At 38.5% G+C, this 15,446-nt stretch carries 14 protein-coding genes; 6 read left to right on the top strand and 8 right to left on the bottom strand.

The features are described from left to right. Positions 1-140: 140 nt before the first annotated feature. The 3 genes from upp to A9Y75_RS06665 all read left to right on the top strand — a co-directional run bounded on the left by upp (position 141) and on the right by A9Y75_RS06665 (position 1,957). Positions 141-797: a uracil phosphoribosyltransferase gene (gene upp / locus A9Y75_RS06675; protein WP_071188719.1), complete on the top strand. Its 657-nt coding sequence runs from the start codon at positions 141-143 to the stop codon at positions 795-797. Positions 798-869: 72 nt separating this feature from the next. Further along, entirely contained in the window at positions 870-1,223 is a 354-nt protein-coding gene (locus A9Y75_RS06670) for a hypothetical protein (protein WP_071188718.1), read from the top strand. A 446-nt stretch (positions 1,224-1,669) separates the two neighbouring features. After that, positions 1,670-1,957, top strand: coding sequence for a YggT family protein (locus A9Y75_RS06665; protein WP_071188717.1), 288 nt, complete (start codon positions 1,670-1,672; stop codon positions 1,955-1,957). 201 nt (positions 1,958-2,158) lie between these two features. Here the strand turns inward: A9Y75_RS06665 and A9Y75_RS06660 are convergent, their stop codons facing one another. Then, entirely contained in the window at positions 2,159-2,590 is a 432-nt protein-coding gene (locus tag A9Y75_RS06660; protein ID WP_071188716.1) for a hypothetical protein, read from the bottom strand. A gap of 254 nt (positions 2,591-2,844) precedes the next feature. Between A9Y75_RS06660 and A9Y75_RS06655 the strand changes: the two genes are divergently transcribed. Then, positions 2,845-3,456: a hypothetical protein gene (locus A9Y75_RS06655; protein ID WP_071188715.1), complete on the top strand. Its 612-nt coding sequence runs from the start codon at positions 2,845-2,847 to the stop codon at positions 3,454-3,456. Between the two features lie 62 nt (positions 3,457-3,518). Here A9Y75_RS06655 and A9Y75_RS06650 read toward each other — a convergent pair whose 3' ends face one another. The 6 genes from A9Y75_RS06650 to fetB all read right to left on the bottom strand — a co-directional run bounded on the left by A9Y75_RS06650 (position 3,519) and on the right by fetB (position 11,269). Next, positions 3,519-3,929 (bottom strand): type II toxin-antitoxin system VapC family toxin, encoded by a 411-nt coding sequence (locus tag A9Y75_RS06650; RefSeq protein ID WP_071188714.1) that lies wholly within the window; start codon positions 3,927-3,929, stop codon positions 3,519-3,521. 2 nt (positions 3,930-3,931) lie between these two features. Then, the gene (locus tag A9Y75_RS06645; RefSeq protein ID WP_071188713.1) at positions 3,932-4,162 is read right to left on the bottom strand and encodes a type II toxin-antitoxin system prevent-host-death family antitoxin; all 231 of its coding nucleotides are present in this window, start codon (positions 4,160-4,162) and stop codon (positions 3,932-3,934) included. Between the two features lie 140 nt (positions 4,163-4,302). Beyond that, complete coding sequence (locus A9Y75_RS06640) at positions 4,303-6,012, bottom strand: restriction endonuclease subunit S (protein ID WP_071188712.1); 1,710 nt, start codon at positions 6,010-6,012, stop codon at positions 4,303-4,305. Beyond that, on the bottom strand, positions 6,009-7,457 hold the full coding sequence (locus tag A9Y75_RS06635) for a class I SAM-dependent DNA methyltransferase (RefSeq protein ID WP_071188711.1): 1,449 nt from the start codon (positions 7,455-7,457) through the stop codon (positions 6,009-6,011). The genes A9Y75_RS06640 and A9Y75_RS06635 overlap by 4 nt, the downstream gene beginning before the upstream one ends. A gap of 535 nt (positions 7,458-7,992) precedes the next feature. After that, positions 7,993-10,335 (bottom strand): DEAD/DEAH box helicase family protein, encoded by a 2,343-nt coding sequence (locus tag A9Y75_RS06630; protein ID WP_071188710.1) that lies wholly within the window; start codon positions 10,333-10,335, stop codon positions 7,993-7,995. Positions 10,336-10,492: 157 nt separating this feature from the next. Further along, positions 10,493-11,269 (bottom strand): iron export ABC transporter permease subunit FetB, encoded by a 777-nt coding sequence (gene fetB, locus A9Y75_RS06625; RefSeq protein WP_071188709.1) that lies wholly within the window; start codon positions 11,267-11,269, stop codon positions 10,493-10,495. A 380-nt stretch (positions 11,270-11,649) separates the two neighbouring features. Between fetB and A9Y75_RS06620 the strand changes: the two genes are divergently transcribed. Next, complete coding sequence (locus tag A9Y75_RS06620; protein ID WP_071188708.1) at positions 11,650-12,798, top strand: DegT/DnrJ/EryC1/StrS family aminotransferase; 1,149 nt, start codon at positions 11,650-11,652, stop codon at positions 12,796-12,798. Positions 12,799-12,910: 112 nt separating this feature from the next. On the opposite strand, the gene A9Y75_RS06615 is transcribed toward A9Y75_RS06620, so the two are convergent. Next, positions 12,911-13,657: a DUF561 domain-containing protein gene (locus tag A9Y75_RS06615; protein WP_071188707.1), complete on the bottom strand. Its 747-nt coding sequence runs from the start codon at positions 13,655-13,657 to the stop codon at positions 12,911-12,913. Between the two features lie 380 nt (positions 13,658-14,037). Here A9Y75_RS06615 and A9Y75_RS06610 point away from each other — a divergent pair, with 380 nt between their 5' ends. Continuing rightward, positions 14,038-15,231 carry a DUF4336 domain-containing protein gene (locus tag A9Y75_RS06610; protein ID WP_071188706.1) on the top strand — a complete coding sequence of 398 codons (1,194 nt, stop codon included), beginning with the start codon at positions 14,038-14,040 and terminating at the stop codon, positions 15,229-15,231. Positions 15,232-15,446: the final 215 nt, after the last annotated feature.

Here is a 15,446-nt window from a genome sequence, read left to right as displayed (position 1 = left end):
CTCAATAGATAGGTATAGATAGGTAGGGCATGAAGAAACTTGGCTATTGCCAATCCTAATTTGGGATCAGCCACACACGGTAAAGAGTATGATGATGATGTTTCAGTTCCTATATAATGACAGGCTGCCTATTTCTGGCTATGACGCAACAATTGCTTGTTTATGTCCCACCCCATCCTTTAATCAAGCACTGGCTGGCAGTTGCCCGTGATGCGGCTACGCCTTCAGTATTATTTCGTTCTGCGATTACTGAGTTAGGAAGATGGCTAACTTATGAAGCGGCGCGAGATTGGTTACCGACGCTAGAAACAACTGTGGAGAGTCCGTTGGCTCCTTGTCCAGCAACTTTAATTGATCCTTTAGTACCTGTGGCTGTTGTGCCGATTCTCCGGGCTGGGTTAGGCTTACTGGAGGGAGCGCAGACGTTACTGCCTTTGGCAAAAATTTACCATTTGGGTTTGGTGCGAAATGAGGAAACACTAGAAGTTTCTTGTTATCTGAATAAATTGCCAGAGAAATTCGACCCCGAAACAAGGGTGTTAATTACCGATCCCATGTTGGCAACGGGAGCGTCTATAATGACGGCAATGGCAGAATTAACACAGAGAGGAGTTGATCCAGCATTGACGCGGATTGTATGTGTGGTAGCTGCACCACCAGCTTTGCGACAATTAAGTGGTGCTTATCCTGGCTTAACCGTTTACAGCGCTACTATTGATGAACTAGTGAATGAGAAAGGGTATATCGTACCAGGATTGGGAGATGCAGGCGATCGCATTTTTGGGACTAACAGCTAGTAGGATGCGGCTAGAGGCAGACAATAGCTTAAATACTTTGGAAGTTGCAGGTTTCTTGAAGGCGGTAAAGATATGAGTCAGCGAGATGGTTTTGCTAGTGGTTTTTTAGTTGGGACTTTAGTTGGTGGCGTAGTGGGTGGGATTCTGGGTGCAGTGCTGGCATCTCGAAGGGAAGCTCAGTTGGCAGCAGAAGACGAGATAGGACTCTCGGATGGCACCATCGAAGGAAATAAAGTCACAGCCAAAAGACGGCAGATGAGAGCCGCAGCCAATGAAGGTTTAGAAATGGAAACAGCACGGCGATCGCTAGAAGATAAAATTGCCCAACTCAATGCCACAATTGATGATGTACGTAACCAGTTAGGAAATGTCAATGGTAGTTCAGGGCAAGCAGTAAATCCGCGTAGTCTTTCCCAAGACTCTTGAACAACTTTTGTTACGTAGTGAACGCATCAGCTATGCTAGATGTGGCTGTGATTTTCAACGATTAAGAGGTTGTTTGAAAAGTATTAGATGAAACCGATAATCAAGAGAAACCTAACCCCCCTTCCCTACCTCTCCCTAACCCTCTCCTACAAGGAGAGGGAAAAGGAAAAACTTTTGTTACTGGAATGGGGATTTCAAAGCCTCTTCCCGTGTCGGGGAGAGGTTTGGAGAGGGGTTGATTTATACATTAAAAACTTTTCAAACATCCTCTAAGACAGTATGGCGGAAATCAAATAACTATTTTGAATCCTGGAAACGCTTGTTAAATCAGCTTTTTGGATTTTGAATCTTGGATTTTGAATTCTGTAAAGTGTTACTACGACATCGACTCAATTAAAATCAATCATAAGACCTCATTTGACAATTCGCAGGAAACCAACGAATCTATGTATTTACTATTTAACACGCTGGCAACCTTCGTTACCTTTTATAGCTCTTTGCTAATTATTCGAGTTTTATTAACTTGGTTCCCGCAAATCAATTGGTATAACCAACCATTTGCAGCTTTGAGCCAAATTACTGATCCTTATCTAAATCTGTTCCGTTCAGTTATTCCCCCTTTGGGTGGGATGGATTTTTCTCCAATGGTAGCAATCCTACTGCTGCAAGTTTTAGGTAGTGGATTGCAAGCGATCGTATCTCTTGAAAATAAGATATCGCCAGCTAGGGGTTGAAGCCTTCTAATTCTTTCCAAAAATGTTTCTTCAGAAACTTTTCTAATTTTATGAAATAGAATTTCGCCCTGGTTTAAACAGGTTGTCTACAAATTGAGCATTTTTTTACTTGGAATACTCTAACCTAAAATTTGCAGTTGATTCTACATTAAAAAGCTTTTAAGTCTGGGTTAACTAGCCCAGATTTCTTTTATCTAATTATTAACGCCTAACTTGTCCGCTAAAACCAGTGGCTTTAAACTGCTTCAACTTCAATGGAGTGGGCTGATTTGCAGGTACAGAAATTCTTAATTCAAAATCACTGATGCCTGGAGGTACTTCGGGAATAGAACCTAAACGGGTACGATTTTGTAATATGGGGTCGTTGTTGGCATCATAAATGCGTCCAAAGATATCTGCATCGTAAACTGTTTTATAAGTGCCATTTTCCGCTTTACCAGTGACGAGAAAGCAATTAGCTGCTGCTGAACCGCTACTAATAACAGCACCTTTTGCTAGTTCTGGGGGACAATCATGAGAGGAAATATCAAATAGTCTAATCTGTGTAAGTGCTACAGCCGGAGGAGTAAACACCCACGAAAGGAACCCGATAACGGCAGAAATCAAGATAAGCGTGAGTGAGCGCGATCGCATAGAAGACACCGTAATTTTATTAAAATTATACGCAACTTTTAATTAACCTGGCTTGCCCTAAATTCTACTGCTAGAGAATTGAAGAGTTGAATTTAAGAGGATGTTTGAAAAGTTGCAAATTATACTCTTTATCTCAATAGATAGGTATAGATAGGTAGGGCATGAAGAAACTTGGCTATTGCGAGGCTTTGATTCTTACTCCCCTTCCCTGGTAGGGAAGGGGTTGGGGGTTAGGTTCTGAGACTTATTGCCCTATGAATCCAGATGAGATTGAAGCAGCCTTGCAAACAGCTTTTAGCCGTTGTGATGCAGCCCGCTGTCCTCTCACTGATATACAAAAACAAATATTACTACAACTAGTTGAGCAAATTCAGAGAGATTCAACTTCTAGGGTATCAGATGCTGCCAATCCTTTGGACGAACTGACATCAGAGGAGTTAGAAGCGTTTTTACAGTTTGTCAAAGCAGAGGAAAAACAAAACCGCACTTGGAAGGTGCAATTGCTGAACGACTGGCTTTTGGGACAAGATTCGGGAAAAGTGCAATTTATCCGCGATCGCTATGGTTTACAGTGGTTGAATCGGGTGGAATCATACCATTTTGATAAATATTCCTATTTTGAAGAAGCGCTACAGTTAAGAATAGGCGATCGCATTGAAGTGTCTAATGCACTGTGGGAATGGATACCAGAGGATGATTCCTATGAGCGGGAATGGTTTCCCTGTATGGTGATTAAGGTTGATGAAATTAGCGATGGTGATGAAGTCTTTACTAGTTGTCTGATTCGGTTTTTTAATGGCACTGAGTATGAGATTCAAGGTATCTATGAATGGAATCGGTATAACTGGCGTTGGCCGCAGAAGTAGAGCATATGTGGTGATTTTTAGTCTCTACTTTTAGCAGTTGATCAAATAACTCAGTATCTTTTTTAATTGGTGTTTAGCCAGTTTTCAACCTTCAAATTAGGAACACGGGAAAACTCACGGACATTGTTTGTAATTACGGTTAGATTTAAACTTATTGCATGGGCAGCAATTAATAAATCATTACTACCTATGGGTGTTCCTTGTTGTTCTAAATAAGTACGAATTTCTGCGTAATATTCCTCAATAGGATGAATAAGGGGTAGTATTTCTATGCTATCCAAAATTACTTCTAGTTTTTCTATCAGTTTTGGGGAATTTTTCTTTCGCGCTCCAAATCTTGACTCACAAGCTACAATAATACTTGTACAAATTTTATCTTCTCCTACTTCTTGAATTTTGGAAAATATTACACCTCTGGGATTTTTGATGAGTTCAGAAAGGATGTTTGTATCTAATAAATATAAATAACTCATGGTTAAAACTCGATATCATCTAAAGGTAATAGTTCTGCATCTACATCTGCAAAATCTTCGTCTAGTGGTTCAAGGGTGGAAAGTGTTTGCAGAAGGGATTTTTTCTTAATAGGAGAAATGATAGCCAAGGGAATACCATTTTCTGTGATGGTTAGGGGTTCACCTGTTTTTTTAGCTTGGTTAATTAAGGTTTGCACGGTTTGGGGGAGTTCGGAAAGGGTAATTTGTGTCATGGTGGTTTCTGGGGTGGGAGGATGAGAATTTGCTGTATATATCTTATTCTATTCTGAATCTCAGATAACAGTTAATTGTAATGAAACTCCTATTTTTATCCTGTAAATCCTTAAATCCTGGATATCCTGATTCAGACAAACTACACCGTTAATAATTGTTTGACAGCAGCATTGATGATTTTTTCGCTCTCTGTTTGAGTTTGTGTTAGTTTGGTTTCTAGTTCATCACATAGTTTCATTAATTTATCTACTTTGGAAACAATGCGTTTTTGTTCATTAACAGGTGGAAAAGGTATTATCATTTTCTTGATATCACCAATATTTATATGACGGGCTGCTGTCCCTATCAATTTTTTTTCCCATTGATTAACAAACATTTTGGAAATTAAAACATATCTAAAATATTCAGGTATAAGCCAACGGAAAGTTCTAAACATCATCATTCTTTGGCCTAAACATATTTCTAATCCCTCTGGAACAATTATAGATAATCCTATAGTTCCTTCTCTTGAAAATAAGATATCGCCAGCTAGGGGTTGAAGCCTTCTAATTCTTTCCAAAAATGTTTCTTCAGAAACTTTTCTAATTTTATGAAATAGAATTTCGCCCTGGTTTAAACAGGTTGTATCAATACAAAGTTTACCATCAGTAATAAATTCAGGAGTGCTATGTAAACAATCTACTATATATTTACAAAGATTAGTTACCCTTTCCCACTCCCACCCTTTAGGTAAATCATAAGGTATTTCATCATTTTTAATTTCAGTTAATGATTTCTCTTTTTTAATCTTCCCTTCCTTAATTAATCGTTCCTTTTCTTTCTTAATTCTCTCCAACAAAACCGCCGCAGGTTCATCATTTGCATCTTGCGGTACTAGCTTACCCATAACAGCGAGTTGGAGAATAGCTTGACGCAATTTACCAATATTTTCTGGCGCACTGTAGAGAATGTCAAAATTATCGCCAATGCGTTGCCAATTTTTGGTGAAAGTCTCTGGTGTGTCAGCAGTGAGGAGTTTGTTTAATGCTGCATTATTTATTAATATGCGGGTTTCCCGTTTCTTTTTTTGACGTGCTTCTAATTCGTCGCATAGTTTCATTAATTCATCTACTTTGGTAACTATGCGTTTTTGTTCATTAAGTGGGGGAAATGGAAATAATAAAGACCTCACTTTGTCTGCATTAAGATTTTGAACGACTCCACCGGCGGCTGCTTCACTAAATACTTTTTTGGTATAATCCGATAAAAACATATAATAAAGAAACTCTTTATAAACAAGATTTTCAGGTGTACGAATCAGTAACCATCCGTCATGAATACATCCTTGTATTTTTAGGATAAAGGGATGACCATAACTCATTGAATTAGAAAGGATTAAATCGTTAGGAAATACCATTCGAGTTTTCGTTAGTCCTTCCCTAATAATCTTCTCTTTTGTATGAGTAATAAACATAGATTTTTTATCTGTGTCACCTATTTTTATCCAATTTATTCCTGATGAATCTTCTGTTAAAAATAACTTTATTGGTCTAGGAGAACCGCCTCTTGCAATAATAGCAATATCATCTAAATAAGACCATTCCCAGTTATCTGGTATTGAAAATGGTAAATGATCATAATCAACTTTAGTTAAAGTATTCTTCGTTATTTGAAATTTTCCTTCCTTAACTAACTTTTCCTTTTCTTTCTTAATCCTTTCCAACAAAACCGCCGCAGGTTCATCATTTGCATCTTGCGAAACTAACTTACCCCTCACCGCTAAATCTAAAATCAATTCTCGTAACTTCTGCACACCATTAGGCGCTTCAGCCAACAAATCAAAATGCTCAAAAAACGTTTCTAACTTCATACAAATTCACCCCCTAAAGCCGTCATCAATTCCTGTTTTAAACTATTGCGAGTTTCACCCAAATCATCTAAAAGACTCGCATATTCTTCCAACATTTCCGCTACATCTCGATGTTCAAAATCAACCGTGTGCGGATTTTTAATATCTAAATTATATCCATTATCCTTAATCACCTGGATAGGAACTTTCCAAGCAAATTCAGATTCTTCTCTATTCTCCCACCAAGCCTTCTCCGGTGCAAATTCTTCAATTCTAATCGGCTTAGTTTTCGAGTAGGACTTATAACCCGGTGGATAGGGGTGTTCATAATACCAAATCTCTTGAGTTGGTTGACCTTTAGTAAAGAATAATAAATTAGTTTTAATGCCAGTATAAGGACTAAAAACCCCATTCGGTAAACGGACAATAGTATGTAAATTACACTCCTCTAACAACTTTTCTTTAATGCGGGTTTTCACACCTTCACCAAATAAAGTTCCATCTGGTAAAACAATACCACCCCGTCCCCCATCTTGCAATAAATGACTAATCAATAATAAAAATAAATCAGCCGTTTCTTTAGTGCGGAAAGTAGCCGGAAAACCAGACTCAATTCCATCTTCTTCCATACCACCAAAAGGCGGATTAGTAATAATTACGTTTACCCTATCACTAGGTTTATAATCTCGCAAAGGTCGAGATAAAGTATTATCATGACTTATCGCCGGCACTTCCACACCATGCAATAACATATTAGTCATACATAATAAATGAGGCAGGGGTTTTTTCTCCACACCTCTAATTAATTTATGTAATTTTTCGCTATCATCTGAAGTTTTTACATATTTATTTTTAATATGTTCCAAAGCGCAAGTTAAAAAACCTCCCGTACCGCAAGCCGGGTCTAAAATTCTTTCACCCAATTTAGGATCTATCATATCCACCATAAACTGAGTTACAGCGCGGGGAGTGTAATATTCCCCCGCATTACCCGCGCTTTGTAAATCCCGGAGAATTTGTTCATAAATATCGCCAAATAAATGCCTATCTTGAGAACTATTAAAATCAATTTCGTTTAATTTATTAATTACTTGCCGGATAAGAGTGCCATTTTTCATATAATTATAGGCATCCTCAAACACAGCCTTAATCACAAACCCGCGAGGGTTTTTATCTTGATAGGTATTCTCGTCTTTTAAAGTTTTGAATAAAACATTATCCACAAAATCAAGTAAAGTATCCCCCGTCATTCCTTCGGAGTCTGTAGCCCAATTGCGCCACCTTAAAGCCTCTGGAATGGGAGAATGGTAATTATCATCTAACAGTTCATATTCGGCTTCTCTGTCGTCAAAAATCTTCAGAAAAATCATCCATACTAATTGACTAATACGCTGGGCATCACCATCCACACCCGCGTCTTTACGCATAATATCTTGAATAGTTTTAATTGTGGTACTGATTGACATTTGTTGATAAAGATAGAGTTTTTGTATTATACACGTAGGTTGGGTAGAACGAAGTGAAACCCAACATTTCAACAGGTTGTTTATGTTGGGTTTCGTTCCCAGACAGCCAGGGAATAAATTCCCTGTCTCAAAGCTAAAGTCGGTTAAAACCGACTATTTTTTTGTTTTATTTATTATCTCGTTCCCAGTTATCTCGTTATCTCGTTCCCAGTCAGAGACTGGGAATGCTATCAAGAGGTTCTACCTCTAGTATCATTGAAGGCAGAGCCTTTAAAATTCATTCCCATACAGAGTATGGGAACAAGGAACTCTTATTTCTCTGTGAACTCTGTGCCTCTGTGGTTCGTTATATCTCGTTCCCAGTTAGAGACTGGGAATGCTATCAAAAGGTTCTACCTCTGATACAATTAAAGGCAGAGCCTTTAAAATTCATTCCCATACAGAGTATGGAAACGAGAAATACAGAGTATGGAAGATAAAATTCCTGTTTTATCCTGTAAATCCTGAAATCCTGGACATCCTGATTCTGACAGAATTATGATGCCATATAAAGTTGATTTTTTAACTCCTGTAATGCTTCTAAATACTTTTGTTTATTACCAAATAAATTGACAATTTCTATAGGCGTACCTATCTTATCAAACGGTTGCACTCTTAAATCATTTATATTTTCAATATTTTCAATCCCCTCATCTGCATATTTATCTAAAAGTCCATCTATAACCGCACGGGCTTTTTCACTATATTTATGAAAATAATCACGCTGACGTACCTTTTTAGCCCGTTCTTTACGACTTAATGCAGGTTGGTCAAAAGCTACATGACAAATTAAATCAAAAGGGTCAAAATCTTTGCCAACTTCCTGTGCTAATGCTTCTAATAAAATTCCCTGTTCATTCAATTCTTGAATAATAGCTTGTTTCTGTTCTGCTGCATTCCAACGACGCAGAAATTTATCTAAAGTCGTAAATTCTTGTTGGACAGTTTTCCGAGTATAGTCTTTAATAGATTCGGTGATTAATTTACCATCTTTACTACGATAAAGTGTCCTTTCAGAAATTATATTAACATCCACATCTACAGGTACAAATTTAACTCGCTTTTGTCCTGATTTTTCAGGTAAATCATCAATATTATTTCCATTATCTGTACTACCATCATCATCATCTGGAGGTACGGGAGACTCCCCTGTTTTTGGTTCATATATTTGTACAGGTTCACCATCAAAATCTGGGTCATCAAACTTTTTAGTCGCCTTTTTAAAATCTATAATTGTGAAATATGTTTTATCAAATTCTTCATTAATTCTTGTCCCTCTCCCAATAATTTGTTTAAACTCTGTCATTGAACCAATGTTTTTATCTAAAACAATTAATTTACAGGTTTGGGCATCTATTCCTGTAGTCATTAATTTAGAAGTTGTCACAATGACTGGATAGGAACTTTCTGGTAAAATAAAATTATCTAATTCCGCTTTTCCCTGTTCATCATCTCCCGTAATTCGCATAATATATTTACGATTTTGGGAAACTAAATCACTATTTTCATTAATTAAGGCACAGCGCATTCTTTCGGCGTGATCTATATCTTCACAGAAAACAATAGTTTTATCAAATCGGTTGGTAGCTTTGAGAAATTCGGTAATCTTTTTAGCAACTAAGATATCTCGATTTTCTAATACCAATGTGCGGTTAATATCTTTGTGGGTGTAAAGTTTATCTTCAATTAATTGATAATATTTATCTAATTCTCCTGGTGCTGGTTGCCAGCCTTCTAAATCTTTATCAATATCAATTCTGACAACTTTATAAGGAGCTAAAAATCCATCTTCTATCCCTTGTTTGAGAGAATAAATATAAATTGGTTCGCCAAAATAATCTATGTTAGAAACCTCTTTAGTTTCCTTGGGTGTAGCTGTTAAACCGATTTGAGTAGCCGCAGAAAAGTATTCTAAAATTTCTCGCCATGCGGAATCATCAGCCGCGCTACCGCGATGACATTCATCAATGACAATTAAATCAAAAAATCCCCTAGAGAATTGTTTATAAATATTTTTCGCTTCTTCTGTTCCTGATACACCTTGATATAGGGCTAAATAAATTTCATAGGATTTATCTACTTGACGTTTAGTTATTTTCGTCATAGCAGAACCAAAAGGTTTAAAGTCGTTGGTTTTAGTTTGGTCTATGAGAATATTTCTATCTGCTAAAAATAAGATTCTCGTCTTGGTTTTAGATTTCCATAACCGCCAAATAATTTGAAAGGCTGTGAAGGTTTTACCCGTGCCAGTAGCCATAACTAATAATATCCTGTTTTCACCTTTAGCAATGGCTTCTACAGTTCTATTAATGGCAATCTGTTGATAATAACGGGGTGATTTACCACTGCCATCATCATAATAACTTTGAGTCACAATGGGCTGTAATTCATCATCAATATTTCGCCATTTACAGTAACGTTGCCATAATTCTGCCGGTGTGGGAAATTTATCTAAAGGAATTTCTCTTGTTATCATTCCTGATGTCACAGTGTTATCATGTTCCAAAAATGCGTCACCATTGGAACTATAAACAAAAGGTATATCTAACATTTCTGCATATTTGAGTGCTTGCTGCATTCCACTTCCTACACTGTGGTTATTATCTTTGGCTTCAATAACAGCAATTTTTAGATTAGGTTTGTAAGAAAGAATATAATCAGCGCGTTTACTTTCTCCTCTTGTGACTAATTTACCTCTTACATAAACCCGTCCTGCGGTAAAGGTGACTTCTTCACGGATTTGGGTGTGTAAATCCCAGCCGGCTGTTTGGACTATGGCAGGGGTGATGTATTTGGTACAAATGTCACGTTCACTGAGGGATTTTTTATCAGAGTCCATGCGATTAGGTAGAGGTTAAAGACAACTAGTTGATATAAATCACGTTACGAGTGCGTACAACGTGCTTATTATTATTTAGTCTACCCAATACCCGATGTCTAATTTACATCTAATCAAATTTTCAAGGGAATTTTTGATGTTTGAACGCAACTTGGTATTACCTCACCAACTGCATAGCATCATTAAAAAATTGACGACATAAACCTTTAGTCACTAAAATTGTCGTCAGTAAATTTGCGACAATAACCATAAACATAATCACAATTTCATAAGATACAGCCTCCAAAGCTGTGACTCCAGCTAATAATTGTCCACTGGTGAAAGTTGGTATTGTTACCATACCTATGAGCATCATTTGATTCAAGGTAGGAAGCAATGCGGCTCTAATTGCATCTTTGCGGTAAAGACTAATTGCTTGCTGGGGAGTAGCGCCTAAACTTAAATGTGTTTCTATTTCCGTGGGAAATTGGTTAATAGCACTCACAAGCCTTTCCCCTGCTACTGCTGCGGCATTCATACCATTACCAAGCAAAATACCTGCTAAGGGAATGATATAACGTGGCTCGTACCATCTGTCTGGTTGGATAATCAAAAAGTTTGTGTAAAGCAATGTTAAGGCTGTGCTGACGAAAATTGCTCCCCAGACTAAAGGGAGTACCAGAGGAATTTTTTGGCTGATGCGATTTCGTGCGACAATCGCCGTAATTGTCAGCATGATTGTTAAAATCCCCAAAACAGCCCAAACGTTGTTAATAGCAAAGATGAAGTCTAAAACGTATCCTAAAACGATGAGTTGTAGGATGGTTCTACCGGTGGCTAAAGCTAAGTTTAACTCTAGTCCTAACTTTTCCCAGGCAGATAAACCAATAGCGATCGCTATTAATGCTACAGCTAAAGCTAAATCCACAATATCCAATTTGATCAAATCCGGCATGGTTTCTCTACTTCCGGGGATTGTTTGCTTACAACAGCCTACACAAGAACTATTCAAAATTCTAAATCGTCTGTATTTATCATGGCAGTTATAGCAACGGACAAGGCGGTTAGGACATCAACTAATCCTAAAACTTAGACACTAAAAGGCTTCTAGCACTGTCACCTGTCACCTGTTCCCTGTCACCTGCTATAGCAGTTATTTTGAATATTGAACAAATTTGAGAGGTTCTATCACTTAATCTTCCGGTAAATTCCGTAAAAACCCTGAACAAATGAGTATTTTGAGCGATCGCGCTTTTCAGATTTTTGGGAAAAATTTAATTAGCTAACAGCGCCCGTAAAAGTGTATCTTTTGTATCTGCATTAAAATAAAAACTTATGATCCAAAGTGTAAATTCCATCCCTGCCTTTGATATCAAGCAGCAATATGCCACCATTCAGGCAGAAGTGAGTACTGCTGTGTTAGAAGTTCTGACTTCTGGGCGTTATATTGGTGGGCCAGTAGTTGAAGGCTTTGAGCGCCAGTTTGCTGCTTATCATGGTGTAAGTGAATGTGTAGCTTGTAATTCTGGTACTGATGCGCTTTATCTGGCGCTACGGGTTCTAGAAATTGGTGCAGGTGATGAAGTTATTACCACACCTTTCACCTTTTTTGCGACGACGGAAGTCATCAGTGCTGTGGGTGCAAAACCGGTGTTTGTGGATATTGATGCAACTACGTTTAATTTAGATGTAGAACAAGTTGCAGCCGCAATTACACCCAAAACCAAGGCTATTCTGCCGGTTCACTTGTTCGGACTACCTGTGGATATGACAGGATTAATGGCGATCGCACAAGCTCACAATTTAGCAGTAATTGAAGATTGCGCGCAAGCCACAGGTGCAACTTGGGATGAACAAAAAGTTGGCAGCATTGGACACATTGGCTGTTTTAGTTTCTACCCAACCAAGAATCTGGGTGGTTGTGGTGATGGTGGCGCAATTACAACTAATGATAGTGCGATCGCAGCCAAGTTGAGAGTATTACGGGAACATGGCAGTAAAGAAAGATATATTCACGAAGAAATCGGTGTGAATAGCCGATTAGACTCTATCCAAGCTGTAATTCTGCAAATCAAACTGCGCTATTTAGATACTTGGAACAAACAACGACAACAAATCGCAGCTTATTATTATCAATTCCTCAGTCAGATTCCCGGTATCGTCGCACCCCAAGAATTACTAGGAGGAGTAGGAGTCTGGAATCAATACACCATTCGTATTTCTGGTGAGGGAAGAAATGGTGCAAGTGCGAAATATCGGGACTGGGTACGGAGTCAATTACAAGATAAAGGAGTAAGCTCCATGCTTTACTATCCCCGTCCTTTACATTTACAGCCAGTTTATCAAAATTTAGGCTATCAGCCCGGACAATTGCCAATATCTGAGCAAGCCTGTCATGAAGTCATCTCTCTGCCCATGTTCCCAGAACTGAGACAAGAACAGCAAGATCAGGTGATTTATGCTTTGAAAGATTGTTTAAGCTAGAAGGAAAGGAGGCAGGGAGCAGGGAGCAGGGAGCAGGGAGCAGGGTGAAACCAATTAATTCTTTCTCCTGACTCCTGACTCCTGACTCCTGACTCCTGACTCCTATAAAAATCTATGCAAATGTACGAACGTTTGCGGTTGCTAGAGCTTCCACCAAGCCACGAACTGCGGCAATCATAGCAATATCGCTATTGAGTTGGTTAATAGCAGAACCGACACCAACACCAGCCGCACCAGATGCGATCGCTAAAGGTGCAGTCACATTAGAAATGCCAGAAGCACACAATACAGGAACAGAAACTACACGGGAAATTTCATAAGCTGCCGCCAAAGTAGGAGCAGCTTTTTCAATTAATCCCAAAGTACCACCGTGAGAGGGTTGACTGCTAGTACCGCCTTCGGTTTGGATGATATCAGCACCAGCTTTTACCAATTCCTCAGCTAGTTGTACCTGTTGGTCTAATTCCAGGATGTGAGGAACGGTAACAGATAGGGTAATTTCGGGTAACAAGGCGCGGGTTTGGCGAGTTAGGGCTAAAACTTCCTCAGCTTCAAATCTACGACCTTGAGCGTAAAAAGAATCGAAATTACCGATTTCAATCAAATCAGCACCAGCAGCTACTGCTTGAACAAATTTTTCAGGTTCAACTGCTGAAACACAAACTGGTAAACTTGTTAAACTTTTAGCTAATTTCACCAAAGCTGCATCAGCAGCAATATCAACAAAAGTTGCACCACCAAATTCAGCCGCTTTCACAGTAGCAGCAACACTTTGGGCGTTGAAATTATTCAAACCGCTAATCACTTTCAGAACACTGCGGTTAGCAAACGCACGTTGCAAATTAGAATGCATAGTCATAATTCTTGTTTTGAGCCTATTGAGGTAGGAATATTTTTACACTACATAGATACTAGATGCTAGTACCGCAGAATGAAATTAAAAATTAAAAACTTAGCCTTCTGCACTAAATCAGCGTTACTACTCCCTTGCCAGTGTAAGAGGATGTTTTAAAAGTATTTTTGGTAACATCAAAAGTCTCAGAACCTAACCCCCAACCCCTTCCCTACCAGGGAAGGGGAGTAAGAATCAAAGCCTCTCTCCCTGTGGGGGAGAGGTTTGGAGAGGGGTTTAGAGTATAATTTGCAACTTTTCAAACATCCTCTTAGACAACTGAAAATTTTTCAGAAATGATTTAGGATTTCTGTAGAAATGGGAAAGACACATTTGATTAAAAAACAATGAACGCCCAGGAAAGCATAAATCAGCAAGATTGGTCATGGCCTTTTTGGCCTGCACTACCACTTTATCCCTACGGTAAGCGACGAACAGTTCGACGGGAAATAGTCAAGGATAGCGTTTGGACATTTGACCAGTTACAAGGCATTCTGTACACCATTGTACCAATTCGGATGACCGTCATCAAGCTGCAAGCAGGTGGTCTTTTAGTTTATGCACCTGTCGCACCCACAGGAGAATGTATTCGTTTGATTCAAGAGTTGGTAGCAAAGCACGGTGAAGTTAAATATATCATTTTGCCTACCAGTTCTGGTTTAGAGCATAAAATCTTTGTTGGCCCCTTTGCGAGAAAATTTCCCCAAGCTGTAGTTTATGTTGCACCTCACCAGTGGAGTTTCCCATTTAATTTACCACTGAGTTGGCTTGGCTTTCCCCAAAAACGAACTTTAGAACTAACGGAAAATATTCATCAAAATCCTTTTGGTGATGAATTTGAATATAAAATTTTAGATATAAATTTAGGAAAAGGCGCTTTTGTGGAAGTGGCATTATTTCACAAACCATCGCGCACTCTTTTATTAACAGATACTATAATTTCAGTCAAAGAAGAACCACCAGAAATCTTACAATTAGAACCATATCCTTTATTATTTCACGCTAGAGAACATGGACAAGAAATTATAGAAGATAATCAAAAAAATCGTCGTCAAGGATGGCAGAAAATATCTTTGTTTGCAATTTATTTTCGTCCCAGTGCTTTAGAAATTATGGGAATCAGAGAAATATGGAAAGATGCTAAAAAAGCTCCAGATCATTCTCCTAAAGCTTACTTTGGTTTATTTCCTTTTCGCTGGCAAAATAACTGGCAACAGTCTTTTGATGCGTTGTCGGGAAATGGTCGCCCTTTTGTAGCACCGATTTTACAAATTCTCATTCTTCCCCAAGCACCAAAACAAGTATTAGACTGGGCTGATAAAGTTGCAAGTTGGGATTTTGAGCAAATTATTTCTTGTCATTTTGATTCACCAATTAAAGCTAGTCCTATTCAATTCCGTCAAGCGTTTACTTTTTTAGAAAAAAAACCATTATTGAAAGATGAAAAACCTTTATTAGTGGAAGATTTGCGATTTATTCAGGAACTAGAAGCGGGTTTGCTAAAGCGTGGTATTGCCACACCAGTAAAGGATAAGGTTTAATTGTCTGAATCAGGATTTCCAGGATTAAAGGATTTACAGGATAAAAACTGGGATTTGATCACCAGTTATATAGCGGTTCTCGGTTGAGTGAGATACAAGAACCCCACCCCCAACCCCCTCCCCCGCAAGGGGATGGAAACTTTTTGTTCTTCAACATCTAGCAAAAAAGAAAAACCGCTTTCCAAAACCACTTCCCCGCAAGGGGATGGAAACTC

Source organism: Trichormus sp. NMC-1 (assembly GCF_001858025.1).
Classification (GTDB): domain Bacteria; phylum Cyanobacteriota; class Cyanobacteriia; order Cyanobacteriales; family Nostocaceae; genus Anabaena.
Note: the sequence above shows the minus strand (reverse complement) of the source record. Positions and strands in the feature narration are given on the sequence as shown.